Below are 24,895 nucleotides of genomic sequence, written 5' to 3'. Positions count from 1 at the left end.
CTTGGTGCTCTGGTATGAAGACCCTGCGAAGCCGAGAATTTGCCGTCTTCGCCCTCCTCGTCGTCTTTGTTGCGCTCACCTGGCTCAAGCAGCCCAGGATGCTGGAGCCCACCAGCATCAACTCGATCCTCCTCGCACTCCCGATCCTTCTCGTCGTGGCCCTGGGTGAGCTCCTGGTTCTACTGACCCGCGGAATCGACGTCTCCGTCGGCTCGATGTTGGGCCTCACAGGCATGATCGTCGGTCTCACCTTCCGAGACCATCCGGGGATCGGGGTCGCGGCCGGAGCCGGGCTGGCGTTGCTGATCGGCTCGCTCCTTGGCCTTGTGAATGGCCTCTTGGTGGCGCTGGCGCGCGTGCCCCCGATCATCGCCACGCTCGGCGCCCTGACGGCCTATCGGGGGCTCTGCTACATCGTCAGCGGCGCCAAGCAGATCGACTCGTACAATCTGCCCGACGCGCTCACTCGCTGGTCGCTCGAGGGCCCGCTCCGCATCGGCAACGTCAATATTCCTTGGACCCTTGCGATGGCGGCTGGAATCGCGTTGCTGGCCTGGCTGTTCCTCTCACGAACCCGGCCCGGCCGCTACCTCTACGCCATAGGGGGACACGAAGACGCGGCGAGGCTGAGCGGCATCAACGTGACCCGCATGAAGATCGCCGCCTACACCGCTGCAGGAGGCCTCTCTGGGTTTGGGGCTCTGCTGTATGCCTCACGGTACGGCTTCGTCAACCCGGCGACGGCGGGGCGCGGCTTCGAACTCGACGTGATCGCCGCCGTGGTGATCGGCGGCGCGAGCATTCTTGGCGGGTCTGGGACCGCGCTTGGAGTGTTCCTCGGGTGCCTGCTGCTGTGCACCGTGAACGTGGCGCTCTCGGTGATGGGCATTGACGCCACCTGGCAGCTTGCCGCTTTTGGCACGATCATCCTTGTCGCTCTGATCGCCGACTCCGCGGTGCGAAACCGTCGGGAGGCGAAGGCTTGAAACGGCTTCTCGGCAGGCCCGAAGCGATCACGACAGTGCTGCTCCTTGTCGCCTTTGCGATCGCTGCGAAGAGCTCGCCCTATTTCCTGGACTCGGTCTACCTGCTCAAGTCCTCGACGCTCTACGTCGAGACCGGGCTGCTGGTGCTCGGGATGACGTTCGTCATCGTCAGCGGGAACATCGATCTCTCGGTCGCCGCAAACCTCACGCTTTGCGCCTGCCTCTGCGCCAAGATGGCTGAAGCGGGTCTCCCACCGTTGCTGTGCGCTTTGCTCACGCCTTTCCTCGGGGCTCTTCTCGGATTCTTCAACGGGTACGTGATCGTCAAGAGCCGATTGCCTTCGTTCGTGGTCACGCTTGGCACGATGGCGATCTTTCGCGGGGTGGCGCAGATTCAGCTTGGACCCGGTTCTTTGGCGCTGCCCGAAGGGCTGAAGGGCATCGACCTTTGGAAGCTGGGGCCGCTGCCGGTATCGCTTGTGGGACTGCTTTGGGTGGCCATTTTGGTGGCGCTGGTGCTGCACCGAACGGTTCTCGGACGCTGGGTCGTGAGCTGTGGTGCGAACCCCGAAGCCGCCCGGTACGCGGGGCTGCCGGTCGGAGGCACGACGATCCTGGTGTTCGGCCTCTCAGGCTTGATGGCAGGCCTGGCAGGACTCCATATCGGCTCGCGGCTGGGCTATGCGCGGTTCGACCACGCTACGGGTTTGGAGCTCGACGCCATCACGGCGGTGGTGCTGGGCGGCGCTTCGATCTTTGGCGGCAAGGGCACGGTGCTCGGCTCGATGCTGGCGCTGCTGCTGATGGCGATCCTGCGCATCGGCATGGGCGTCGCGAATGTGAAGTCGGAATACCAGCTTGCGATAGTAGGCACGCTGCTGGTAGCCACGGTCGCTGCGCAGAACGGGTTCGCCAGAAAATCGAGCACAGCACAGCGATAGTCCTTCCCGGAAGGAATCCCCGCTTCAGCGGCGAACTCGAAACCATGCTCTGGAAACCCTTTGCCCTCGCCGCAGCCCTTTCTCTTGTCCTCCTTGCCGGATGCTCGAAGGATGAAGGCGGGGGCGCGGCCGCCGGACCCAAGGCCGACAGCGGGAAGAAGCTGAAGATCGTGTTTATCCCCAAGAACACGGGCAACCCGTATTTCGACGACGTGAACAAGGGGTTCGAGGAGGCCTGCCAGGCGATCGGCGCGGACTTTCTGACCACCGGGCCGGACAAGGCCGAGGCGACTTCGCAGATTTCGTTCATTCAAGATCAGGTTCAGCAGGGGGTGGACGTCATCGCCATCTCGGCTAACAGCCCCGACGCGCTGAACGCGACGCTCGATGAAGCCCGCAAGAAAGGCGTGATCATCATCGCCATTGATTCCGACCTGACCGGTAACGAGTCCCACCGTGACGCGGGCATCCTCTCGGTCGATTCTGAGGAGGTCGGGCCGCAGCAGGTCGAGCTTCTCGGCTCGCAGATTGGCTACTCGGGCGACATCGCTATCCTCAGCGCGACCACCGACGCCCCGAACCAGAACAAGTGGATCGCGGGCATGAAGGTGGCGCTCCAGGACCCCAAGTACGCGAAGATGAAGCTGATCGAAATCGTGTACGGCAACGACGAGCCGCAAAAGAGCACGACCGAGTTTGAGGCGCTGATGGCCAAGCATCCGGATCTGAGGGGGGTGATCGCGCCGACCAGCGTGGGCCTCGCCGCCGCAGCACAAAGCCTGGAGCTTTCAGGCGCGTATCCCGGCGGACCGAACGCCAAGGGACCTGGTCTCTTCCTGACGGGGCTCAGCACCCCGAACCAGCTCAAGAAGTTTGTAGAGAAGGGCGTCGTCAAGAGCTTCGCGCTCTGGTCCCCGCGCGACATGGGCACAATCGCGGCTTATCTGGGCAAAGCCCTGAAGGAGGGCACGATCAAGGCGGAGCCCGGAGTGGAGTTCGATGCGGGCCCGCTCGGCAAGCGCAAGATCGGCGAGAAGAACGTGATTGTCGCGGGCCCGATGACGGTGTTCGACAAAGCGAATATTGGGAAGTTTGATTTCTAGGAGCCTGGACCGTAGCCGCCGGTTCCGTGCCGGCGAAAGGTCTGATGTAGCAAATGAACGCTCAACGGATTCGTGCTACAAAGCACCGATTGATTGCTGAAGCTTACGTCGGCAAACGATCGGTTTCCTTCACGATCTGCGTCTCCAAGCGGAGACCCCTTTTTAGCGACCCCATCGTGGTTGGCGCATTCATTTCATTGCTTGAACAGGTCCTCGCCGACCATCACTGCTCCGCGCCGATCTACTGCTTCATGCCCGATCATCTGCACCTCATCGTCATGGGACGCGATGCGGCCGCATCTCCCAAAGAGGCAATCGACGGGTTCAAGCAGAAGGCCGGAACATGGCTGTACCTCAGCTCCCGTGCCGAGCGGCTGCAGAAAGGCTATTGGGACCATATCTTAAGAGATGCCGAAGATTGGGACCGAAGACTGTTGTACATCTGCGCCAATCCGGTCCGGGCGGGAATCGTTGATCACTGGGAAGATCATCCACACATGGGGAGCATCGGACACAACCTCCAAGAATTAGTGATCAATGCAAGCATGAGGTTGTGACAGCGCCGGCACGGAACCGGCGGCTACGGGGCTATTGCACTATTGAGCACCGGTGGCGCTGTGATTCAGCATCGGTTGCGCCGGCACGGAACCGGCGGCTACGGTCTGCGTTCTTTGTGATTCAGCATCGGTTGCGCCGGTACGGAACCGGCGGCTGCGGTCTGAATGCCACGTCGGCAGCTACGCCGCCTTTCCCGTCAATCCCCACAAATGCGCTTCAACGCCGACCACCTGCACGAGATCGCCTTTCCAGGATTGTGGTCCCTCAAAGTGCACCATTTTGAACTCGCGCGAGTAACCCTGAAGCAGGTTGGGATTTTTGGGTGACGGCCCCTCGACCAGCACCTCCATCGTCTTGCCGATCCAGGCTGAGTTCTGCTGAACGGTGATTTCGGTCTGTAGAGCGACGAGCTCATGAAGCCGGGTGCGCTTATCCGCCGCCGGTACCTGGGGCATCTTCGAAGCCGGCGTGCCCGGACGCGGCGAATAGGCGAACATGAACGCGCCATCGAACCGAACCTCGCGGACGATCTCTAGGGTCCGCTCGAACTGCTCCTCGGTCTCACCCGGGAATCCAACGATGATGTCCGTCGTGATGCCGATCGTCGGGACCGCCTCTCGAAGCGACGCCACAATCTCCAAGAACCCTTCCACCGAATACACGCGCTTCATCGCCTGGAGGACCTCATCGTCTCCCGATTGAAGAGGCAAGTGAACGTGCTCCATGACCTTCGGATTATCGCGAATGCAGGAGACAAGATCTTCCTTGAAGTCGCGCGGATAGGGCGACGTGTAGCGGATCCGCACCAAGCCGGGAATGCCCTCCAGCAGCCAGAGCAGCTTGCTGAATGGCACACGACCCTCCGCCAGGTTCTTGCCGTAGCTGTTGACGGTTTGGCCCAGCAGGGTGATCTCTTTGGTCCCCTGCGCGGCGAGCGTTCGGACCTCGGCGACGATGTGCTCGGCGGGGCGGCTACGCTCGCGGCCTCGGGTCGTCGGCACGATGCAAAAGGTGCAGAACTTGTCGCAGCCGTATTGGATGGGCACGAACGCCTTGAGCTTCTTTGAACCTGTGCGCTTCGAGGCTTGCGGGTGGCGGTTGGCCAGCCAGTCGGACCGTATTGATTGCGGATTGCGGATTTCGGAGTGCGAAATGCCCAGTCCCAGTCCGACCGTCCCTCCGTCCCTTTGTCCCTTTTCCTCCAGACCCCAGACCCCGGCCCCCAGACCCTCTTCCGGCTCCTCCGTCCCTCCGTCCCTCCGTCCCTCTTCGTCCCGACCTCGGACCTCGGACCTCGGACCTTCTCCCCGTCCCTCGGTCCCTTGGTCCATTTGTCCCTCGACAGCCCCAAACAACCTCTGCGGCACGTTCTCAACCACGGCGCCTTTGCGCTCGGGAAGATCCAGCCGAGTCTGGAACTTCCGAAGCTGGGCGACCTCCTCGACCAACCCCGGCACGCTCTCGATCTGAGCGGTGCCGACGACGAAGTCCACATGGGGCGCGCGCCTCCTGATCTCGTCACTACGAATCTGAGCCATGCAGCCGCACACCCCGATGATGACTTCCGGCCGCCGGGCCTTGAGCATCGCCAGCTCGCCGAGCATGGAAAACGCCTTGTCCTCGGGCTTCTTGCGCACGCTGCAAGTGTTCAGCAGGATCACGTGTGCGTCCAGGATGCCCTCGGCCGGAACGAACCCGATGCTCTCCAGCCTGAGCGCGAGCTGCTCGCTGTCCTCCTCGTTCATTTGGCAGCCCCAGGTCTGCACGTAGTACGTGCCTCGCTTTGCCTTTGGCATGGCGCGTGCCGCTATCGAACCTGGTGAGATCAGCGTGGACATCCTCAATTGGGACCGCGTTTGAGCCAACAGAGGATACCTTTCCGCGCCCCGACGGGAACCTGTACGGCGCGCCACCGGTTATTCGGTGGGAGTGGCTCACCAGCCTCCACACCCTACAGGAGCTATAATCATTCGCCGTGAAGCAGGCCCTTCTCAATCGCATCAATCTCATCCTGTGCTTTGCCGGATTGTTCATCACCGGCATGCTCAGCCTTGAGCACCTCATCAAGATCAAGCTCCCGTGCGGTGTTTCGAGCGGTTGCGAACAGGTCGCCCAACTGCCCATTTCCCAAGTCGGCCCCATCCCCATAGCCCTCTTGGGAGTAGGCCTCTACCTGGTGCTCGGCGCCATGGCTTTCCTTCGCGGGCGGCAGCCGGAGCAAGCCGCAGCCTCGCTCAAGATCGGCTATGCGCTTTCTGCGTTGGCCACCTTGATGAGCATCGGGCTTCAGATCTACACGGCCTCGGTCCACCTATTCTGCCCCTGGTGCTTCGCCCACGCAGTGACGATCACCGTCATCTTCCTGCTCTACGGGGTTCAGTGGCAGCAGTGGTCCAACGCCGCGCGAAAGGGCGCGCGCGCGCCGGAGGCGGATTCAGAGCCTGTGGCCGCCGCAGCGCCCCGCTCCAAGACCGACGTCGTGGTCGTAGGAGCGCTTGGCATCGCTCTCGTCGGCGCCCTATGGTTCAGCGCCTCGAACCTTGGCAAGGGCGACACGGTCGTCATCGAACCTTCCAAGCTCGGCGAAGACCCCGTGAAATTCCTCGTGCCCGAATACGCCCACATCAGCGGGCCGAAAGAGGCGCCGATCACGCTTATCGAGTTCGGCGATCTTTGCTGCGATATGTGCCAAGAGATGTACCCGGTCATTGAACAGTTCATCGAGAAGCACAAGCCCAATATTCGCTACGTTTTCCGGCATTTTCCGCTTCACGAACGTCACCCTTACGCGGCAACGGCGGCGATCCTCGCCGAGTTTGCCGGCAAGAACAACAAGTTCTGGCAATACATCGACCAGGTCTATTCAGTGGCCCCGAAAGAGGTCAAAAGCATTGACTTTTACTTGAACGTCTTGAAGAACCTGGGTCTGGACACGGACGACGCCATGTTGGACGTCAAGAACCAGGAGAGCGAGCCCTGGAACCGCATGTACAAGGACCTCAAGGCGGCCAACCAAATGGGTCTCACCGTGACCCCCAGTTTCATCGTGATGATGGAGGGGCAGCCGCCGGCCGTCCTGACGGGCCAGGACTTGTTCACCAAGCTGGAGGCCGAGCCCTATGGCAGGGTCCTCAAGGGCAATGGCGCCAAGTAGAAGCAAGGGCCCCGTTTTGGTCGCGATGTCCGGCGGCGTGGACAGCAGCGTCGCTGCAGCCCTCCTCGTCGGTCGCGGCTATGAGGTCATTGGCGTCACCCTCCAGATTTGGCAGGAGAGCCAGACCGACCCGCGGCACTCCGGATGTTGCTCCCTCGGAGCCGTTGAGGATGCACGCCGAGTAGCCCGAAAGCTGGGCATCGCCCACTACGTGCTGAACTTCCGAGACGCCTTCCGCACATCCGTTATTGATAATTTCATCTCGGAATACCTGGCCGGACGAACCCCGAACCCGTGTGTGCAATGCAACAAGGAAGTGAAGTTTGAAGTGCTGCTCGACAAGATGCGCGAGTTCGGGTGCCGGAAGCTCGTGACCGGCCACTATGTGAGGACCCGCACGAACCGCGAAACCGGACATGTGCGGCTGATGAGAGCGAGGGCCAAAGACAAGGACCAAAGCTACGTTCTCTATATGCTTGGCCAAGATCAGTTGAACGCAACCCTGTTCCCGATGGGTGAAGTCCCCAGCAAGGCCCACGCACGTGGCCTCGCGAAAGAGCTGGGCCTGCACCTCGCCGATAAGCCCGACTCCCAGGAGATCTGCTTCGTCAGCGAAGCAGGGGGCTATCGCGAGTTCCTGCGCCGCGTGCGCCCGGAGGATTTCGAGGAAGGTGAGATCGTCGATACCGGCGGCGAAGTCCTGGGAAAGCACGGCGGCGTTGCCGACTTCACTGTGGGCCAGCGCCGGGGGGTGCGAATGCCCTCACCCGACGGTAGGCCGCTCTACGTGCTCAAGCTTGATCCAGCCCACAACCGGGTCGTCGTTGGGCATGACCGCGACCTGCTCAGGCGCGAGGTGTGCTTCGAGAACCCGACCTGGCACGGGGTCCTCACGGGTGATGAACCTGTGGAGGTCCTGGCCAAAATCCGCTATAACATGGACCCACAGCCGGCGGTTCTCTATCCCGGCGCCATCGGCCGCCTGGTCTTCAAACGGCCCGTGCGCGCTGTGACTCCAGGCCAGTTCGCCGTCGCCTATAAGGGCCAGACCGTGGTCGGCGGTGGGGCAATTGTCCCGTAGACCAAGTAATATGAAGGTTGCAGGACGTAGGAAGGAATAGGGCCTGCCACGACCCTATTGAGGATGAATCATGAGCGAACACGACGAAAAGAATGCGATGCTTTACTTGCTGGCCGGCGTTGGACTCGGTGCGATTATCGGTCTGGCGGCGGGGATGCTGTTCGCGCCAAAAGCGGGCACCGAGACGCGAGAGGATATCGCCAACAAGTTCAAAGAACTGAAGGGCAAGACCGAGGAGTGGATCTCCGAACAGAAGGCCAAGCGATCGACCAAGTCGGTCGTCGAAGAGCTCGGGGCCTAAGCAAGCTCCCTGGATTGGCTGATTCACAGCCCCCTCGGCTCGATCCCGCCTGAGTCGCACTAGGGTCTTTTCACGCGCGCTCCTAGGCGCACGGGCGCCGCGGCCTTTCCGTGTCCGCCCCATGTAGCCAGGCGCCTGATGCATCACCCACACCGGTGCATCGCGGCCCTGCCGTTCGTCTAAACTGGTACCCATGAGCCAAGCTCCCGCTGCGAGCGTGTCCAAGGATGCCACCGGGCATTGGCGCGTCTGGCTCTGGGTGCTGCTGGTCCTCTTCTCTCTGGTCTTCCTCTACCTTGTGCGCAGCATCCTGCTGCCGTTCGTGGCTGCCATGATCATCAGCGTCCTTCTTGACCCTACGGTCAAGAAGCTGCGCATGCGGGGCTACCCGAGGTGGCTGGCCATCGGCATGGTGTTCGCGGTGTTCCTTGGGGTCTTGATTGGGCTTGGCCTTTGGCTGACGCCGGTCATCGGAGGGCAGCTATCACAATTCCGAACCTCCATTGACACGTTGACCAACCAGATGGGGGGCGCCGATCCCAATCAGAACTACTTCCTGCGCTGGAACCCGGCCGTTCAGATGCAAAAGCCCAAAGAGGGCACGGCGGTGGACCAGGTCTTCAAGGCTTTGGGGCCAACCTTCGACTACCTCGGCGTGCCCTCCACCAAGCGGGAATTCGTCGATCAGTACGTCTCGCCCCACAAATCTGAGATCGCGGGGTACGTCGAGAGCTTCTTCAAAGGCGCGTTTGGGCTTTTTCCGGCCATCGGCATGCTCGCGATCTTCACGTTCATTACGCCGCTGCTGGTGGTTTACATGCTGGTGGACATGGACCGTCTCAAGCGTCGCGGCGCCACTTGGATACCGCCCTCCATTCGTGCGGAGACGCTTGAGATGTTGCGTGACATCGGACAGGTTTTTGAGAATTACTTGCGTGGAGTCACCACAGCGATCTTGCTCTATATGGGTATCGCGGCTCTCCTGCTCACGATCCTGGGAGCGCCCTATGCCGTGCTCATCGGCATCCTGTTTGGCGCGCTCTACCTCATCCCGTACATCGGGCCCCTCATCTCTTGGACGACCCTTTTCGTCGTCACCGGGCTATCTGGAAAGGTGGCGGTTTTGGGGCTCGCTTTCAGCTCGCCTTGGACGGCCGCAGCCGTGATCACCGCCGTATTCGTCTTGATGGACCGCATCTTCGACATGGCGGTCTACCCGAAGATCGTCGGGAAAGCGGTCGGCCTGAACCCAATCGTCAGCTTCTTCGTGGTCTTCAGCGGTGGTGCACTTTTCGGGCTCGTGGGGATGCTTCTGGCGTTCCCGTTGGCGGGCGCGGTGAAGGTCGTGCTCGACCGGCTGATTCGGGTGACCTCGTACACCTCGGAGGTGGTCGCGTTGCCGACGGTGCCCCTAAGGCACCGGATCGGCACATAACCCGCCTGCAACTGGCCTCAGATCGGCAAAAGCCCCTCGCCGTACCCGGTGCCTGGTGACGTGCGGTAACGCGCCCCCGGGCAGGTCGGCCCACCTCACCAAGCGACGGGTGAAGCCCTGGGATTTGGCGCCAGGTGGACCCAAGCCCTAGTAAGGGCGTTTTATGGCCACTAACCGGCTTCGCCCAACCCTAACTGCCACCGCAATCGTGCCGCAAGGTCGCCTGCGGATAGCTCCACCGACCGCTTTCCCGACTGAAGCTTGCTCTCAAATCGCATTGGCGAGACCTCTATACCCATGGGGTTGGCCTCCCCATACACGGTGAGCCGAAGACGGCTTTCACGGCACTCGACGGACTGGATGGCCTCCAGCGGAAACCTCTTGCGCCGAAGAAGCCCACCGTAAGTCATTTCGCTCGAATAAACTTCCAGTTTGGCCCTGAAGAGCGGCTTCCATTCGGTATCCGCAACTTCGAACACCTGGGCCGGGCTACGCCAGATCAGCTCTCGCTCGCCCTTGCGCTTGGCCACCACTCCTCCGGTCCGATAGGCCTTGACGAGCGCCTTGTCAAAGTCGGCCTCGAAGGCGCCTTCCTCACCCTTCAGCGGGATTCTCCTCGCAATGCGGTTCCAGTCTTCCAGTGAGTGCAGCCTGCCGATCTCGGGGACCAAGGGCGCGAAACTCGATTGGATCAGACGCAGATGTCCGGACTCCTCGTCGAACTCGGTACCGCAGTCCAGACACACGCAGCCCGGGTTTTGCGTGTGCTTCCCGACTCCCAGGAACCGGACGTCCTCGATGAGCACGGGCCGCCCAGAGAACCGTTCGGAGTAGCCATAGGGGTCCTGGGACGCGGCAAGCAAGGTCATCCGGAGCGCGTCCAGCTCAAAATCCGCCCCGCACGAATCGCATTCGGCATTGCCGGCGAACGGGGGCAGGCCGTTTGCCACTCGGCACCACTCCTGGGGATAGAGTTCAGCGTAGCGGCTGGCCCTTTCGGGGAGCCGTAGGCTCCAGCGCCCGTCCGCATTCACGTCGAACTGAGCGCCGCACCCGTCGCAAAGCTGGACCTCGGAACTGCGCCCGGAATCGGCGAGCCACTCCTGTTCGGTCCTATATTCGACCTCTCGCCAACCCCCGTCCATCTCTTCGTCAGGGACCACTCGAGCCAGCAGATCCCCGCGAGGGGCAAACACCGCCTCACATTCCATGCAGCGGTAGTCGAAGACCTTGGAAAGGAGCCCATGACGGTGCTTTGAGAGCAGTCCGGTCTTGCAGACGGGACAGATGGAGATCGGGCTTTGGTTGGGCCGCTTCTTGAGTGGGGCGGCGCGACAGATCGGGCAGAGGCCCGCAAGAACCGAGCGCTGGCGAACCGTACCCTCGTGGCACACCGGGCAGACGAGCCGCCGCAGGGGCCGGACGCTCTCCAGGATGCCGCCGCAACTCATGCACTCCCGACGCTGGTAACGAAAGCTCATCAGCCTGACGGCCTTCTCGTCGAAGCTGTCGAGCGCCTCGTCCGCGTCCTCGGCGATCGCCTCCGAATGAAGCAGTTCAAGCAGGTCGTCCGCCGACCGTGGCCTGCCCGCGTAATCCAGCGCCAAGCCTGCCTCGATGGCCTTGCTGAGGGGCAACGGCAGATCGGGACGGATCGCTCGAAGCGGGACGAGCGTCCCTCCTTTCTGCCTGGAAACGGGATCGAGCGGAGGGCCCCCCGCGAGCGCCGCATAGGCCGTTGCGCAGAGCGCATAGAGGTCGGTGGCGGGGCCACGCCGCAATCGGCTCTCTGCCATCTCGGCAGCCCGAAACCCCTCGCGTGACGTGCCAATTGGGCAACCGGTGGCTTCCTCGTGCCAGGCCCGGGCCGCCCCAAACCCGATCAGGTAGTGGCGCCCCGCATCGGTCACCAAGACGTTTTCAGGGCGAATGTCCAGGTGGAGGAGCCCCTTCAAGTGCGCCATGCGCAGCGCCGTGGCAAGTTCCAGCAGCATCTCGGAGACGGCGCGAAAGTCCAGCTTGACTTGGCTCGCCATCCGCTCGGACAGCGGCTTCGCCCCAGCGACATGCTCGACCACCGCGTAGGCGGTGCCATTCTCGCAAAACTGGTTCCTCCCGCCCCTGAGTGCACGGGCGTTAAGGGTGCTGACCGCCCGGTGCTCGTCCTGATAGAGCTGCCTGAGGCGCATGGCGTGGCCGGCACCGAATACTTCGAGGCTGAGATGTCGGCCCTGCGTGCGGCGGCTGCCCATCGGCGCAAGCTCCAAAACGACGCAGAGGTCCTTGCGTCTCTGATCGTTCGCCAGGTACGCCGTGGTGAAGGCCCCTTGCCCAAGGACCGAGGCTATCGTGAACCGGCCTTGCAGCACCGCGCCCTCGGCGAGGGGTTCCGGCACGGTGCTCCTCTTGCTTTGGGTCTCGATGGTTGGCATGGTGCTCGAAAGACCGGTGGGACTAGGATGACAGGATCGGTTGTTGTCAGACGACGATTTCCCAAACTGGGGCGTCAAAAGAATACACGTGATTGCGCTACTCTTTGCCTCCCTCGTTCTCACCTCCGGGACCTACTCGCTCCCCGAGGGCCGCGTCCTGCAGTACGACATGGCGGTCTCGCTCGACGGCTACCTGCCGATCTTTGGGGGCCAAGAGGCCAAAGCCGAGCTTGCGCTGGGGGTCAAGGTCTCAGGCCTCACGCCAGACGCTGACGGCAACGCCCGGGCATCCAGCGAGCTGACGGCGGTCAAGGTGACCTTCAACGGCGCCGAGATGCCGTTTGGCGTGGCGAACGTGCAGACCTATTTTCCCAAAACCACCGTCAGCCTGAGCCCGCTGGGAAAGGTACTCAAGACCGACGCCCCGACCGGTTCGCTTCCGGTGCGCCTCCCCGGACTCGACATCAAGCGCTTCCCCGAGATTAGCTTTCTACCGTTGGAGCTGCCTGAAGCCGGGCTGGCCGAGGGCAAGTCCTGGACCTTCGCACGAACCTACAACGGTGTGCCGATGGCTTATCATGCGCAGGTCAGCGGGATGAAAGAGGGTGTGGCCGAAGTGGCGGTGACGGTCGATCAGACCGCGACCTGGTTTGAGACCGCATCGAAGCAGGCCGCATCCTCCAAAGAAGGCGCTGCGTCCTCCGTCAGCACCCGCCTAACGGGCAAGGGAACAGTGTTCTTCGATATCAACCGTGGGATCGCTACAAAGATCGAAATGGACCTCAAGGCGGCCGATGAAGTGACGGACTTGAAAACCGGCGCAAAAAAGGATCGGAAGCTGGCGACCAAGCACCGTGTGGTCTTGAAGGGATAGTCCCATCGGAGAGACACATCGCCCCAGGGGGAGAGATCGGTGAGCGAAAGCGAATTGGGTGAGGGGGCAAGCTCCAACGGCACCGTCCGGAACCTCCACCCCTGACCCTCCCGACACGTCGGGACTCGGAAGCCCCCCTATCGCTTCGCGACAAGGGAGGGGGAGAAGCTAGCCTCCCCTCTGCAAACGGACCGCCCTTTCATCCAAACTGGAGCATGACCCAGCGGCACCAGCGTGTCATCGTTATCGACTTTGGCGGCCAATACACCCAACTGATCGTTCGCCGCGTGCGCGAACTCAATATCTACAGTGAGATGGTGCCCTGGACCAAGGTGGATGCCGCCACCGTCCGGAGCGCCGACGCCATCATCCTCTCGGGCGGGCCGATGTCGGTCCTCGGTGAGGGAGCACCCGATTTCGATTTCAGCCACCTCAAGCCGGGGCAGCCTGTGCTCGGCATCTGCTACGGCCAGCAGCTCATCGCCAAGAACCTCGGCGGCAAGGTCGAGAAGGCCAGCGAGCGCGAGTACGGGAGCCGAGAGATCACGGTGCTGGATCCCAACTCCCTGGCCGGCACCCTTGACAGACCAACACCTGACAACCTGAGCACCGCCCGCACCACCCATAGCGTCTGGATGAGCCATGGCGACCAAGTCATGGCGCCTCCTCCCGGCTTTACCGTGACCGCCAGCACCTCGACCTGTCCCGTGGCCTCTTTCGAGAACCCCGACGAGCGCATTTTCGGCGTTCAGTTCCACCCCGAAGTCAGCCACACGCCCAGCGGAATGGCCATTCTGCGCGGGTTCCTTTTCGATAGGGCCGGTTTGAGAGGCGACTGGACCAGCGCCAACTTCATCGAGGAAGAGGTTGAGAAGATTCGCGCCGAGGTGGGGAACGACGGCAAGGTCCTATGCGCCGTTAGCGGCGGTGTGGACAGCTCGGTCATGGCAGCGCTCCTGACCAAAGCCATCGGCGATCGCGCGGTCTGCGTGTTCGTGGACCACGGCCTTCTCCGCAAGAACGAGGCGGCCCAGGTGGTCGAAGCGTTTACCAACCACTTCCATCCGAACCTCAAAGCGTTCGACGAAAAGGACCGGTTCTTCGGCGCGCTCAGCGGCATTACCGACCCCGAGGCCAAGCGCAAGACCATCGGCGAGCAGTTCGTCCGGGTGTTCGAGGACCACGCGAACGAGCTCAAGGGCTGCGACTTCCTGGCCCAGGGCACGCTCTATCCGGACGTCATCGAGAGCGGATCGCCGACCGCCGCCAAAATCAAGACCCACCACAACGTGGGCGGTTTGCCTGTCTGGATGCGCCTCAAGCTGATCGAACCGCTGAGGTGGCTCTTCAAGGATGAGGTCCGCGCGGTCGGCCGGGCGCTCGGCCTGCCAGAGGAGATGGTGGATCGCGAGCCGTTCCCCGGCCCGGGCCTCGGCGTGCGCATTCTGGGAGAGGTCACCCCGGAACGCGTGAGGATCGTCCAGGAGGCCGACTGGATCTTTCGGTCGGTGCTCCGCGAGCGCGGGCTTCACAAAGGGATTTGGCAGTCCTATGCGGCGCTCCTCGACGTGCGGAGCGTGGGCGTGATGGGCGACGAGAGAACCTACGAGCACCCGATCGTGTTGAGGGCCGTGCAGAGCGAGGACGCGATGACGGCGCGGGCGGTCAACATCCCGTTCGACGCGCTTGAGCATATCGCCACGCGGATCGTGAACGAAGTGAAGGGCGTGAACAGAGTTCTCTACGACCTGACCAGCAAGCCCCCGGCAACGATCGAGTGGGAGTAATTGCCCCTTCCCTTTGTCGAATAGCGATCGGGGGGCGCTTTAGGGGCCTGACGAGTGGTGAGAGTAGGCTTAGCGGCCAGAACTCTCGCCAACGGAGCTCTTTCATGCGGCTAAAGCCCCGGTCCGACGAGACGAGCGTGGCGTCGTGCGAAATCGCGAGGGCTGCGATAAAGGCATCGGTAATCGCGGGACCCGCCACCCTGTATTTTTTAACGATGGCCCCAAAGGCCTGCCAAAACTCCTTGTCCTCGTAGAGGCTTTTCACATATGGTGACGCAATTATCGCGTCGAAGAGCAGAAAGCACTGGTCAAAGGTGCAGGGCCGTTCGTAGAGCTTTGGGTTTGTCCTGATGCCCTACGCTGCCGAACCGGTCAGCGGATGCCAACCAATTTCCTCAGTCCCAGACAACTCGTTCTCGACCCGCTCTAGCGCCCGAACATGCTTGCTGTCCCGTATCGAAAGTGCATAGACAAAGATGTTGACGTCAAAAAGGAGCATAGCCGCTATTGCCCATCAGCTCTTCAATCTGTTCTCGGTTCTCGAGATCGACACCCGGCAGGAGCCCGCCCAAATCGTACGTCGGCAGCTTGATCTTCTTGCGTTTGGGGGGCTGTTTTGCAGCATGCAGTGACGACTTCAGCGCCTCTTCAACCACCATCGTGAGCGTCATGCGCCTCTCGAGAGCGATCTTCTTCGCCCTATAGATGAGGTCCTCCTCGATCAGCAACGTCGTCTTAGCCTTTGCCATATTTCCCTATAGATGGCGAGGCGTGAGGACATTTAGGCATTAAGGCATTGGCGAAGGGCGAGGGATCTCGAACAGCAGAGATGGAGGGCATCTGGCATTGGGCTGCGGACCAGGGCCGAAGGCCCGGCCTGGTGGACGATTAGGCTATGGGGCACGACGACGCTCAGGGCACTCTTACGATCACCTAAGCCCCGGGCGTGCGCACTTTCTTCAACGTCGTGTACACGTACGCCAGCACCTCGGCCACCGCCTGGAACAGCTCGCGGGGCACGTAGTCGCCGACCTCACACTTCTTATAGAGCTGCCTGGCGAGCGGCGGGTTGGGGATCAGGGGCACTTTGTTTTCCGCCGCAAGTTCACGGATCCGCTGAGCCATGTAGTCCATGCCCTTGGCCACCACCATCGGCGCGTGCATCTTCTTGGGGTCATATTGGATCGCCACGGCGAAGTGGGTCGGGTTTGTGATGACGGCGTCCGCCATCTTCATCGCAGAGCGCATCCTGCCCTTCACCAGCTTCTGCCGCTTGCGGGCCATGGCGCCTCTCAGTTCGGGAGACTGCTCCATCTCCTTCATCTCCTGCTTCAGCTCGTCCTTGGTCATCATGAGCTGCTTTTCGACCTGCCGCCGCTGGAACAGATAGTCCAACGCCGCAAGCACCACCCAGGCGATGGCGATTCTTAGGAACACCGTCTTCAGCAACTGGCCCACCGTGATCATCGCCGCCGTCGGACTGAGCGAGGAGAGCATCCCGAGTTCAGACCAGTGCTCAAGGAGCAGTGAATAGGCAATCCAGCCGAAGAGAAGGCTCTTGACCGCGGCCTTCAGACCCTCCATGGCGGCGGTCTTGGAGAACAGCCGTTTGAAGCCGTTGAGCGGGTTGATCTTGTTGAGCGACGGGGTAAGCGGCTCCGCGCTAAGCACAAATCCGACCTGCGCGAAGTTGGCTGCGATGCCGGCGGCCATCGCAGCCAAGATCAACGGAGCGATCCCGCTCAGCGCCGGAAAGAGCATCCTCCACACGTGCTCACTGAGGGTGGTGAGGTCCATTGAAGTCGGCAAACCGGCGAGGCTCTGGTTCATGCCGAGCACGAACACCCCGCCAAGCGTCGTAACGGCCGCAGGCAGCGCGACCAAAATCGCGCCGATTGCCACGGCGCTGCTCAGGTCGGCGGACCGGGTGACTGTGCCCTTCCTTCGAGCTTCTTGACGCCGTCTTGGCGTCGCTTGTTCGGTCCTTTCTTGGCCGGAATCTTGCGCCAACGCCTAGCCTCCCCCCTGAAAGACTTGGGTGAGCGAGCGCGCCGCGAGTTCGGTGCCGTGGCCCACTCCGGCAACCAACGCGGGCAACCCTACGCTGAGCGTCACCAGCCCGAGTCCAACCTTGGCAGGCATGCCCACCAGCATCACCGGCATCTGGGGAACGGCCTTATTCACCAGTCCGAGCGCCGCATCGACCACGACGCTGACGGCCACCACGGGCGCCGCGATCTGAAGCGCCAAGAAGCCCGTCTGCGCAAAGAGCTCCGGAATGGCCACTTGCAGCGCCAAGGCGTTGCGCGACCCGATCGAGGGCATCAGCCGGTAGCTCGAAATGAACGCGTCCACGAGCATGTGGTGGCCGTCGATCAAAACGAAAACGACCAAGGACAGCGCCGACTTGTACTGGGACATCAGTGTCGCCGGGACGCCGTTGACCGGGTTCAGAATCTGGCTCGCCCCCAGGCCCATCTGCAGGTCGATCATCGATCCCGCCACTTCAAAGGCACTGAAAGCCAGAGTCGTCAGGGCGCCGATGAGCAAACCCGCCACAGCTTCGCCCAGTAGACCGAAGACAAACCCATGCATGTCCCCGGGCAATTCGCCGATCGAGGGCTTGAGCGCAAAGGTGAGCGCCATGGCGATGGAAAGGGTCGCCATCACGCGGATCGAAGTGGGGATGCTGCGCGCAGAGAAGAACGGCGAAGAGAGCATCATCGCCGACGCGCGCACGAACACCGAGAAGAACGCCCAGAGAAACGCCGAGTCGAGCCTCATTGCACGACCCTGGCAGCGTGATCGAAGCAGAGCAAGGTGTAGCTGACAAGCTGCTGCAGCATCCAGTTTCCGGTCATCGCAAGCAGCACGCCGGCAGCGATCATCTTGGGAACGAAGGTCAGCGTCATTTCGTGAACCTGGGTAACCGCCTGGAACACGCTGATGGCCAATCCCACGAATAGGGTCACCGCCAGCAGCGGCAGCGACACCATGAGCGCCACTTGGAACCCCTGCTGCGAGATATCGATGGCGGCGCGCGTATCCATCAGCGATACCCCTGCAGGATCGTGGACACCAAGGTTGTCCAGCCGTCCGCCAGGACGAACACCAATATCTTCGCGGGCAGGGATAGAACCGTGGGTGGCAGCATCATCATGCCCATGCTCATCAGACCGCTGGCGACGATCAGGTCGATGATCAGGAATGGCACGAAGATATAGAAGCCCATGATGAAGGCGGTCTTGAGCTCACTGATCACAAACGCGGGAATCAGGGCGCTCATCGAGACGTTTTCGCGCGTGGCCCTTTCCTTGCGCACGTCCAGAAACAGCCTTAAGTCGCTGCTGTAGGTGTTCTTCAGCATGAACTTGCGGATGGGGCCCTGAGCCCGCTCGATCGCCTGGTCCAGGCTGATCTTCTGGGCGGCGTTCTTGCTGAAGTAGGGTTTGAGCGCCTTGTCGTTGACCTCTTGATAGGTGGGGCCCATCACGAAGAACGTCAGGAACAGGCTGAGCCCCACCAGCACTTGGTTGGGCGGGATATTCGGCGTGCCGAGGGCGTTGCGGACGAAGCTCAGCACGATCACGATGCGCGTGAAGGCGGTCGTGAGGATGAGCAGCGCCGGCGCAAGGCTCAGCACCGTCAGCAGCGCCATGATCTGCAGCGCCGAGCTCACCTCTTCCGGCTTGTTCGCGCCCTCCGCCCCAAGGGTGATCTTCGGCAGCGGCAGGCTCGACTGAGCCAGCGCCAGGCAGCCCAGAAGCCCCAGCAGGATTACCAGGGTGGCCTTTGCGATGGCGGGTCGGCTCAATCTCATGAATCTCGTTGTCGCTACATCGCCAGGAGCCGCGCTCGGTTGAGGGCGGCCTGAATCTCATCGGGATCGAGTTCGGACTCGGCGCCGGAGGTCTCGATGACAGCCTGTGGTGCCGGCGAAGCGGACTTATGCGTCGAGGCCAATTCGACCATTTCCTGAAAGGTGGGCGGCTCGGTGGCACGGTTTGGCTCGCTGAGGTCCGCCAGGCAGCTCACGCCTTGGGTCCCTACGCTAAGCAGGAGCGTTCGGCCCCGCACGGAGACGACGTTTAGCGTTCCACCGGCGAACTGTGCGGCCTCCTCAATCCTGATTCCGCCGCTCACAGGGGTCTTCAGCCCCTTGCCAAACCTCGTGACGGCTTTGGGAACGACGAACTTGAGCAAAAGGAAGACTACGGAGACGGCGACGGCCATCTGCAGCAAAGGCAGGACCCCCATTCCCGGCCCTCCCGAGCGACCCATCGTGACGGGGTCGGCTTTGGTACCCAGATACCCCTCGCCCGCCTGCGCCAATGCGGCCAGCCCGGTCCATGCCCCTGCCAATCCAAATCTCACTAGGCCACCTCGGCCAGGCGCATCAGCCGCTCGTTCGGTGACACGACCTCGGTGATGCGGACCCCGAAGTTGTCCTCGATGACGACGACTTCGCCCTTGGCAAATAGCCTGCCGTTGACCATCACGTCCACGGGCTCGCCGGCGGCCTTGTCGATCTCCACGATCGACCCGGTCCCCAGCTCGATCACGTCGCGCACGAGCATCTTCATCCGGCCAAGCTCTACGCTGATCTCCAGCGGGATGTCCAGCAAGATGTCGAGAGAGTTTGAGGCGCCAGCCGGTCCGGCTCCCGGCGGCATACCGCCCGCAGCCATCTGCAAGAAGGGCGAATCTGGCTCTGCTGTGGCTTCCGCATTGGCGCCGATCACGCTCGCCGCCGTTTGCGGGTCGAGCATCCAAGTTAGCGAACCGGCGACTCCAGTCCCGGAAACGGCCACCTGCATGCGGATGAGCTCGCTCAGAACTTCCATGTTGGGAGGCCAGGACAGCTCTTGAAGGCGAATCGCCAGTCCGCTCGCCACCACCGGAGCGCTTTTCATCGTTCCAACCGCCAGGCAGATGCCCTGAACGATGGCTTCGAGCGCGGTGCGGATGGAGGCCAGAGACGACTCGTCGACCTCGGCCACCGGGTTCCCCGTCGCCAGGGCGACCATGTCCGCCACTAGGTCCACCGGCAGCAAGACCATCTGATAGGCTTCTGGGTCTTCCGCAAAGGCAAACTGGATGGTCGCCACGCGTCCCGGGAACTCGGCCGCCAGATCTGTCAGCTTCGACGAGACCGTGAGCGGACTCGAGAAGCTGAGCTCGGTCCCCGACTCGGTGACGGTCGTGGTGGTGGTTTCCCAAATCCGGTCCTGACATTCGGAAAGTCTGACGATGATCTCTTGAGTGGTTAGGAGCATAGGGTTCTTGGCCTCTCTATTCGGCGGTGCTGGTGACGGTGAAAACGAGCTTTGATCCGTTCAGCGCGGGCTTGCCATGGAGCTTCGGAAGGTCGGCGACGGTGAACAGAAGGTCTTGGGAGGTGGGCTGGTCGAGCTTGACGATGTTCCCGGGCACGAGCCCCATGAAGTCCTCGACGCTGATCCGCGTCGAGCCCAGCTTGACTGCGCACTCCACCTGGCTTTGCTGAATCTGCGTGGCGATCTGGCGTTTGGTCTGGACGTTCTGCTTTCGCGTGCCGCTGGCGAACCACTTCTGGGCGCTCAGTTTGCTCGCGATGGGCTTGAGTACAAGGTAGGGAATGCAAAGACTCATCGCCCCGCGCTGCTCGCCCACCTTGACCTCAAAGAGGATCGTGACCACGATGTCGTCGGGCGGTGCGATCTGCACGAATTGGGCGCTGGTCTCCAGGCCCTCGATGATCGGGTTTACGATCACGACGCCCTCCCATGCCGACTTCAGCGCGCTGAACAGCCGCTCGATGCACTGCCGCACCAGCGGACGCTCGATGTCCGTCAGCGAGGTTCGCTTGAGCGCGCGGCCCGGGCCGCCCAACATACGGTCGATCACCGAGAACGCGAGTTCGAACTCAAGCTCCAGCACAGCCTGTCCGCTGAGGGGTTGGAGCGTCAGGATGGTGAAGACCGATTCGTTGATGCTGCGCAAGTACTCCTCATAGGGCACTTGCTCAAAGCAGATCAGATCGATCGTTACGGGGGACCGCAGGTACGCCGACAGAGAAGAGCCCGCCATCCTTCCAAAAGTCTCGTGGAGGATTTGGAGCGTGCGCAACTGGTCCTTGCTAAGCTTGTCCGGCCTTCGGAAGTCGTAGAGCTCGTAGGCGATGGAATTTTCGGAGTTGATGCTGCGGCGAACGGGAACTGCAGACCGCGCGCCCAAGGGAGCGCCGGCATCTGTGGACGGGCCGCCCGGACCGGCGCCTTCGTCATGGAGCAGGGCTTCGATTTCAGCCTGGGATAGAACGTCGCTCAAATCACCTTCCGCCAACCCGCACGTGCGATTCAAGCGCACTTGGGGTCATCAGTTTGGTTATTGGCGGCGTCCAAGCGATCTTTAGGCTTTGGGAAGCCAAACCTCACAGACATTGTCAGGGTTGCTCTCGGCCACAGGCAGGAAGCCGTGGGCAAAAGTGTGACACCCGAATTACCAGGTTTTTCTGATTTTTCCTGCCAGGTTTGGAAATCCCCTGCTATAATAACAGCACGCCAAGAGTCTCGGACCTTGCAATGGGATTTATCCCCAACGACTAGAGGTCAAGCCTTGGAAGAAGCCTTGTGGGAAGGTGCTTTGCTCTCCTTTCAGCCTTCCCACATTTTTTTGTTTGTGCCCCCTGCTGACGCGATGGGTGATGCGCGATGCTCGGCTCCCCATGAGCGACGCTCGGCGAGCACTACACGCAACTTGAGATCTGAAATCTGGAATTTGAGATTTGAGAGCTGCGATTTGAGATCACCAACTCGCGGATCCCACAGGTTCGGCTCCCTTCGCCCTTCGCCCTTCGCCCTTCGCCCTTCGCCCTTCGCCCTGTGGCAATGATGTCCTAGCGTCCAAGCGCCCCAAAAAACGCCCTCATCTTCTCAGCGTCCTTGACTCCGGGCGACGACTCCACACCGCTCGCTACATCCACATAGTCCGGCTGAACGGATTGTGCCGCCCGCGCTACGTTCCCCGGCGTTAGTCCGCCGGCGAGCCCAATCTGGCAGCACGGATGGGCCCCACGCAGACCTGCCACCACGTCGCGAGCTAGCTCCAAGTCAACGGACTTTCCGGTGCCGCCAAACTGCTCGGGATCATAGGCGTCGAGCAAGACCCAGTCGAAGCCTTCGGCCTGGGCAACAGCAGCGGCTAGATCACGACCTGCCCGGGGACGCACGACCTTGATCCGCATCTGAGCGCCGGTACAAGCCACACCGTGCGGCCATTCGATGGATTGCACCGCCGAGAACGGGAGTTTGGGCAACGGTGCTGGGGCAGTGCCATGCACCGCAACAACCTCGGCGGCGAGTCCCTTAAGCCACGCCGGGCTCCAATGTTGAGACCCCACATACCGCCGGCTCGTCGGCTCGAACACAAACCCAGCCGCGAACGCGCCAAGCTCCACCGCCAGTTCGGCGTCTTCTTGCCGGGTCAGCCCACAAATCTTGACCTTTACCAAGCCATGACCTCGCGCACCATGGCCTCGATATCCGGCGCCGAGCAAAACGTCGTCCCGATCAGGACCGCTCCCGCGCCGGCAGCCTTTACCCGGTCGATGTCCTCCCTGGTCTTCAGTGCGCTCTCGCTCACAGCAAGCGCGGCATTCCCGATCCCCGGGATCAGCGTCTCCGAGACGGCTAGATCGACCTCGAAAGTCGACAGGTTCCGGTTGTTCACACCGATCAGATCGAATCCCAGGTTCAGGGCTCGGCGAAGCTCGGCGGCGTCGTGGACCTCAGCCAGCACGTCCATGCCCAATTCCCGCGCAAGTTGGTTCAAAGCGGCCAGTTCCGCGTCGGGCAAGGCAGCGAGAATAAGAAGGATCGCGTCCGCGCCCATCGCCCGCGACTCATAGACCTGATAGCGCTCGAGCATGAAGTCCTTTCGAAGCACGGGCAGCCGGGTCGCCGCACGCGCCAAAACCAGATTCTCCACCGAGCCCTTGAAGAACTCCCGGTCCGTGAGCACGCTCAGGCATTGCGCCCCCGCCCGCTCATAAGCTTGCGCCACACGAACAGGGTCCAGGTCCGCTCGGATGGACCCCTGCGACGGACTCGCCGCCTTCACCTCGGCGATCAAGCCAATGTCGGCCGCAGCCCGAAGCGATCGAAGGAACCCGCGAGGAGCATCGACGGCGAGCGCGGCACGCTCAACCGCAGCGAAAGACACTTCAGCTTTGGCCGACTGAACCTCCAGCCGCTTGGCCTCCAAGATGTGCTCAAGGTGGTTCATGCCGCTTGGCTCGCCTCGATGAATGCGTCCAGCTTTTGGCCGGCAGCGCCAGATTCGATCGCGTCAAAGCCAAGGTTAAAGCCTTCGCCGACCGTCTCTGCAACCCCCGCCAGCCAGAGCACTGCGCCGGCGCTCGGCAAGATGGCTCTCGCCCTCGGTGAATTCGAGTCCGAAATCGCCTCTCTCAAGATGGCCGCATTGTCGGCGGCCGACTCGCCGGGTGCAAGCGCGTCGCGGTTGATTGGGTCGAGCCCGAAATCACTGGGCTTCAGCGTGATCTCGGCCACCTCTCCCTCCCAAACGCGCACCGCCCAGGTTTCCTCGCAAGGGCTTATCTCATCCAGACCGTCGGACCCATGCACCACCAGCGCCCTCTCAGCGCCGATCTCCAGCAGCGCTTGGCCCATCGGTAGCAGCAGCGACGGATCGAACACACCGATAAGTTGCCGCTTGGCGCCCGCCGGGTTGAGCAGAGGGCCAAGCTGGTTGAAGACCGTGCGAAACCCAAGCTCGCGCCGGACCTTTCCGACGGCCCTCATCGCGGGATGATAGGCCTGAGCGAAGAGGAAGGCGATGCCGACGGTCTCGATCAGGTGCAGCGCCTGCTCCGAGTCGCCGTCGATACGCGCTCCGAGGGCTTCCAGAACGTCCGCGCTGCCACAAACGCTGGTCACCGCCCGGTTTCCGTGCTTGGCGACGTGAGCGCCCGCGGCCGCAGCCACGAAGGCTGCTGCCGTCGAGATGTTGAAAGATGTCGCCCCGCCACCCGTTCCGCAGGTGTCCACGAGATTGGGAACCGTCGATCCAACCTGCAGCGCTTTCGCACGAAGAACACGGGCAAACGCGGCAAGCTCGGTGTAGGTTGCACCCTTGGATGCGAGCGCCGACAGCGCTCCGCCGATCTGGGCGTCAGTGGCTTCACCGGAGACCAAAAACGTGATGAACGCCTCAGCCTCGGGCGCTTCGAAGTCGCCACGCCGAACCAGCGTTTCCATCCAATCCTTATAGGGCATTCGGCAAATTGTATCCGAATGCCCTTTACGGCTCTAGAGGATGGAATCAAACCCCGCATTGGGGCGATTACTTCAAAACGTGGACTTTCACGCTCTGGCGGCCCCAACGAAGGGCCTGTGACCTCGTGGGATAGCAGAGGTCGATCTTGTTGCCTTTGATGGCGCTGCCCCTGTCGGCGGCGATGGCAAGCCCATAACCCTCGATATAGAGGATGGTGCCCATCGGTATCACGCGCGTATCCACCGCGACAACCCCGTAGGTCGCTCTTCGGCCCGATGCCGTCCGCCCCGTAGCGGCTTTGCCACGGCCCGCGCTCGGATCATAGGCCGACGCGTGCATATCCAGCACCTTCGCCCGGGTGAACGATCCGCGCGATGGGGTGAAGCCCTGCCTGCCGATCAGCACCAACGCGTCTTTCGGCTCGATGCGCTCCGTCTTGACCAGTTCCTTCGAGACGGCGACACCGTTCCTCACCTTGACGGCGTAGGTGTTCACGATCGCGCCCGGTTGGCCGTCCTCGCGCTTCACGAGGCGGCCCGCCCCCACTGTTCGACTCAGTTCGTATCTAGTTTCAAACGGGATCGGCTTTCGCTCGACCCTTGTCTCTGTGCGGGCATCCGTTCCCTTTCCAACGAACTCACCTTGGTCGCCGCGTTCCTTGCGGCCAACTCCCAAGGGAGACCCATGTTGTGCCGTTGCGCCTCCGATCCCGATCAGGACCATCAGCCCCATGGCAGCCATTCTTACGCCTATGGCGCGCATTTGGACACCTCCTCTTTTTTTTCTTGATTTCGTAGCCTTTTGAAGCTTGGGGGATTCACCCGGCAATCTTTAGGGGGAGGCATGGGGTCCGGGGTCTGAGGGGTGGGGCACTTTTCCACCTCGCCCCCTCGCGGAGCGGTCGGTGAGCAAAGCGACCCGGGCGAGAGGCACCACGCCACCACGCCAACGCCTCAAGGACACC

At 62.1% G+C, this 24,895-nt stretch carries 24 protein-coding genes; 10 read left to right on the top strand and 14 right to left on the bottom strand.

Annotation, left to right across the window (positions count from 1 at the left end):
- Positions 1-14: 14 nt before the first annotated feature.
- The 4 genes from HZC36_08520 (at position 15) to HZC36_08505 (ending at position 3,587) form a co-directional block, all read left to right on the top strand.
- Positions 15-986 (top strand): ABC transporter permease, encoded by a 972-nt coding sequence (locus HZC36_08520; GenBank protein ID MBI5707018.1) that lies wholly within the window; start codon positions 15-17, stop codon positions 984-986.
- Entirely contained in the window at positions 983-1,927 is a 945-nt protein-coding gene (locus HZC36_08515; protein MBI5707017.1) for an ABC transporter permease, read from the top strand. The genes HZC36_08520 and HZC36_08515 overlap by 4 nt, the downstream gene beginning before the upstream one ends.
- Positions 1,928-1,971: 44 nt before the next feature.
- Positions 1,972-3,030, top strand: a complete 1,059-nt coding sequence (locus tag HZC36_08510; GenBank protein ID MBI5707016.1) for a substrate-binding domain-containing protein — start codon at positions 1,972-1,974, stop codon at positions 3,028-3,030.
- Between the two features lie 89 nt (positions 3,031-3,119).
- Positions 3,120-3,587: a transposase gene (locus tag HZC36_08505; GenBank protein ID MBI5707015.1), complete on the top strand. Its 468-nt coding sequence runs from the start codon at positions 3,120-3,122 to the stop codon at positions 3,585-3,587.
- A gap of 180 nt (positions 3,588-3,767) precedes the next feature.
- Here HZC36_08505 and HZC36_08500 read toward each other — a convergent pair whose 3' ends face one another.
- Positions 3,768-5,426, bottom strand: a complete 1,659-nt coding sequence (locus tag HZC36_08500; GenBank protein MBI5707014.1) for a MiaB/RimO family radical SAM methylthiotransferase — start codon at positions 5,424-5,426, stop codon at positions 3,768-3,770.
- A 137-nt stretch (positions 5,427-5,563) separates the two neighbouring features.
- Here HZC36_08500 and HZC36_08495 point away from each other — a divergent pair, with 137 nt between their 5' ends.
- The 4 genes from HZC36_08495 to HZC36_08480 all read left to right on the top strand — a co-directional run bounded on the left by HZC36_08495 (position 5,564) and on the right by HZC36_08480 (position 9,559).
- A complete protein-coding gene (locus HZC36_08495; GenBank protein ID MBI5707013.1) occupies positions 5,564-6,742 on the top strand; it encodes a thioredoxin domain-containing protein in 1,179 nt (392 codons plus the stop codon).
- A complete protein-coding gene (gene mnmA, locus HZC36_08490; GenBank protein ID MBI5707012.1) occupies positions 6,729-7,823 on the top strand; it encodes a tRNA 2-thiouridine(34) synthase MnmA in 1,095 nt (364 codons plus the stop codon). Before HZC36_08495 ends, mnmA begins: the two co-directional genes overlap by 14 nt.
- Positions 7,824-7,893: 70 nt before the next feature.
- Complete coding sequence (locus tag HZC36_08485) at positions 7,894-8,124, top strand: YtxH domain-containing protein (protein ID MBI5707011.1); 231 nt, start codon at positions 7,894-7,896, stop codon at positions 8,122-8,124.
- A gap of 193 nt (positions 8,125-8,317) precedes the next feature.
- Positions 8,318-9,559: an AI-2E family transporter gene (locus HZC36_08480; protein ID MBI5707010.1), complete on the top strand. Its 1,242-nt coding sequence runs from the start codon at positions 8,318-8,320 to the stop codon at positions 9,557-9,559.
- 170 nt (positions 9,560-9,729) lie between these two features.
- Here the strand turns inward: HZC36_08480 and HZC36_08475 are convergent, their stop codons facing one another.
- Positions 9,730-11,955: a hypothetical protein gene (locus tag HZC36_08475; protein MBI5707009.1), complete on the bottom strand. Its 2,226-nt coding sequence runs from the start codon at positions 11,953-11,955 to the stop codon at positions 9,730-9,732.
- Positions 11,956-12,079: 124 nt separating this feature from the next.
- On the opposite strand from HZC36_08475, the gene HZC36_08470 reads away from it, so the two are divergent.
- Positions 12,080-12,865 carry a hypothetical protein gene (locus HZC36_08470; GenBank protein MBI5707008.1) on the top strand — a complete coding sequence of 262 codons (786 nt, stop codon included), beginning with the start codon at positions 12,080-12,082 and terminating at the stop codon, positions 12,863-12,865.
- A 215-nt stretch (positions 12,866-13,080) separates the two neighbouring features.
- On the top strand, positions 13,081-14,652 hold the full coding sequence (guaA, locus tag HZC36_08465) for a glutamine-hydrolyzing GMP synthase (GenBank protein ID MBI5707007.1): 1,572 nt from the start codon (positions 13,081-13,083) through the stop codon (positions 14,650-14,652).
- Positions 14,653-15,137: 485 nt separating this feature from the next.
- Here the strand turns inward: guaA and HZC36_08460 are convergent, their stop codons facing one another.
- The 12 genes from HZC36_08460 to HZC36_08405 all read right to left on the bottom strand — a co-directional run bounded on the left by HZC36_08460 (position 15,138) and on the right by HZC36_08405 (position 24,693).
- Positions 15,138-15,401, bottom strand: coding sequence for a hypothetical protein (locus HZC36_08460; GenBank protein MBI5707006.1), 264 nt, complete (start codon positions 15,399-15,401; stop codon positions 15,138-15,140).
- A gap of 184 nt (positions 15,402-15,585) precedes the next feature.
- Positions 15,586-16,662: a flagellar biosynthesis protein FlhB gene (gene flhB / locus HZC36_08455; protein MBI5707005.1), complete on the bottom strand. Its 1,077-nt coding sequence runs from the start codon at positions 16,660-16,662 to the stop codon at positions 15,586-15,588.
- 3 nt (positions 16,663-16,665) lie between these two features.
- Positions 16,666-17,436 (bottom strand): flagellar biosynthetic protein FliR, encoded by a 771-nt coding sequence (gene fliR, locus HZC36_08450; GenBank protein ID MBI5707004.1) that lies wholly within the window; start codon positions 17,434-17,436, stop codon positions 16,666-16,668.
- Entirely contained in the window at positions 17,433-17,702 is a 270-nt protein-coding gene (fliQ, locus tag HZC36_08445) for a flagellar biosynthesis protein FliQ (protein ID MBI5707003.1), read from the bottom strand. The genes fliR and fliQ overlap by 4 nt, the downstream gene beginning before the upstream one ends.
- Positions 17,702-18,472 carry a flagellar type III secretion system pore protein FliP gene (gene fliP / locus HZC36_08440; GenBank protein MBI5707002.1) on the bottom strand — a complete coding sequence of 257 codons (771 nt, stop codon included), beginning with the start codon at positions 18,470-18,472 and terminating at the stop codon, positions 17,702-17,704. The genes fliQ and fliP overlap by 1 nt, the downstream gene beginning before the upstream one ends.
- Before the next feature lie 14 nt (positions 18,473-18,486).
- Positions 18,487-19,026: a hypothetical protein gene (locus HZC36_08435; protein ID MBI5707001.1), complete on the bottom strand. Its 540-nt coding sequence runs from the start codon at positions 19,024-19,026 to the stop codon at positions 18,487-18,489.
- A complete protein-coding gene (gene fliN, locus HZC36_08430) occupies positions 19,026-19,928 on the bottom strand; it encodes a flagellar motor switch protein FliN (protein MBI5707000.1) in 903 nt (300 codons plus the stop codon). The genes HZC36_08435 and fliN overlap by 1 nt, the downstream gene beginning before the upstream one ends.
- Positions 19,929-19,944: 16 nt before the next feature.
- Positions 19,945-20,961 carry a flagellar motor switch protein FliM gene (gene fliM / locus HZC36_08425; protein ID MBI5706999.1) on the bottom strand — a complete coding sequence of 339 codons (1,017 nt, stop codon included), beginning with the start codon at positions 20,959-20,961 and terminating at the stop codon, positions 19,945-19,947.
- A gap of 568 nt (positions 20,962-21,529) precedes the next feature.
- Positions 21,530-22,144, bottom strand: a complete 615-nt coding sequence (locus HZC36_08420) for a phosphoribosylanthranilate isomerase (GenBank protein MBI5706998.1) — start codon at positions 22,142-22,144, stop codon at positions 21,530-21,532.
- Complete coding sequence (trpC, locus tag HZC36_08415) at positions 22,138-22,917, bottom strand: indole-3-glycerol phosphate synthase TrpC (GenBank protein MBI5706997.1); 780 nt, start codon at positions 22,915-22,917, stop codon at positions 22,138-22,140. Before trpC ends, HZC36_08420 begins: the two co-directional genes overlap by 7 nt.
- Positions 22,914-23,930: an anthranilate phosphoribosyltransferase gene (trpD, locus tag HZC36_08410; GenBank protein ID MBI5706996.1), complete on the bottom strand. Its 1,017-nt coding sequence runs from the start codon at positions 23,928-23,930 to the stop codon at positions 22,914-22,916. Before trpD ends, trpC begins: the two co-directional genes overlap by 4 nt.
- Before the next feature lie 67 nt (positions 23,931-23,997).
- Complete coding sequence (locus HZC36_08405; GenBank protein MBI5706995.1) at positions 23,998-24,693, bottom strand: G5 domain-containing protein; 696 nt, start codon at positions 24,691-24,693, stop codon at positions 23,998-24,000.
- Between the last annotated feature and the right edge of the window lie 202 nt (positions 24,694-24,895).

The sequence above is a fragment of the Armatimonadota bacterium genome (assembly GCA_016223145.1).
Taxonomy (GTDB): domain Bacteria; phylum Armatimonadota; class Fimbriimonadia; order Fimbriimonadales; family Fimbriimonadaceae; genus Nitrosymbiomonas.
The sequence above is the reverse complement of the archived record's forward strand: the minus strand, read 5'-3'. Positions and strand labels throughout refer to the sequence as shown.

Excerpts from the sequence above, each read along its gene's own strand:
- HZC36_08520 (MBI5707018.1), top strand. The coding sequence starts at position 15 with ATGAAGACCCTGCGAAGCCGAGAATTTGCCGTCTTCGCCCTCCTCGTC.
- trpD (MBI5706996.1), bottom strand. The coding sequence starts at position 23,930 with ATGCCCTATAAGGATTGGATGGAAACGCTGGTTCGGCGTGGCGACTTC.
- fliN (MBI5707000.1), bottom strand. The coding sequence starts at position 19,928 with ATGCTCCTAACCACTCAAGAGATCATCGTCAGACTTTCCGAATGTCAG.
- HZC36_08480 (MBI5707010.1), top strand. The coding sequence starts at position 8,318 with ATGAGCCAAGCTCCCGCTGCGAGCGTGTCCAAGGATGCCACCGGGCAT.
- mnmA (MBI5707012.1), top strand. The coding sequence starts at position 6,729 with ATGGCGCCAAGTAGAAGCAAGGGCCCCGTTTTGGTCGCGATGTCCGGC.
- HZC36_08485 (MBI5707011.1), top strand. The coding sequence starts at position 7,894 with ATGAGCGAACACGACGAAAAGAATGCGATGCTTTACTTGCTGGCCGGC.
- HZC36_08460 (MBI5707006.1), bottom strand. The coding sequence starts at position 15,401 with ATGGCAAAGGCTAAGACGACGTTGCTGATCGAGGAGGACCTCATCTAT.
- guaA (MBI5707007.1), top strand. The coding sequence starts at position 13,081 with ATGACCCAGCGGCACCAGCGTGTCATCGTTATCGACTTTGGCGGCCAA.
- HZC36_08510 (MBI5707016.1), top strand. The coding sequence starts at position 1,972 with ATGCTCTGGAAACCCTTTGCCCTCGCCGCAGCCCTTTCTCTTGTCCTC.
- trpC (MBI5706997.1), bottom strand. The coding sequence starts at position 22,917 with ATGAACCACCTTGAGCACATCTTGGAGGCCAAGCGGCTGGAGGTTCAG.
- fliP (MBI5707002.1), bottom strand. The coding sequence starts at position 18,472 with ATGAGATTGAGCCGACCCGCCATCGCAAAGGCCACCCTGGTAATCCTG.
- HZC36_08405 (MBI5706995.1), bottom strand. The coding sequence starts at position 24,693 with ATGCGCGCCATAGGCGTAAGAATGGCTGCCATGGGGCTGATGGTCCTG.
- fliR (MBI5707004.1), bottom strand. The coding sequence starts at position 17,436 with ATGAGGCTCGACTCGGCGTTTCTCTGGGCGTTCTTCTCGGTGTTCGTG.
- fliQ (MBI5707003.1), bottom strand. The coding sequence starts at position 17,702 with ATGGATACGCGCGCCGCCATCGATATCTCGCAGCAGGGGTTCCAAGTG.
- HZC36_08500 (MBI5707014.1), bottom strand. The coding sequence starts at position 5,426 with ATGTCCACGCTGATCTCACCAGGTTCGATAGCGGCACGCGCCATGCCA.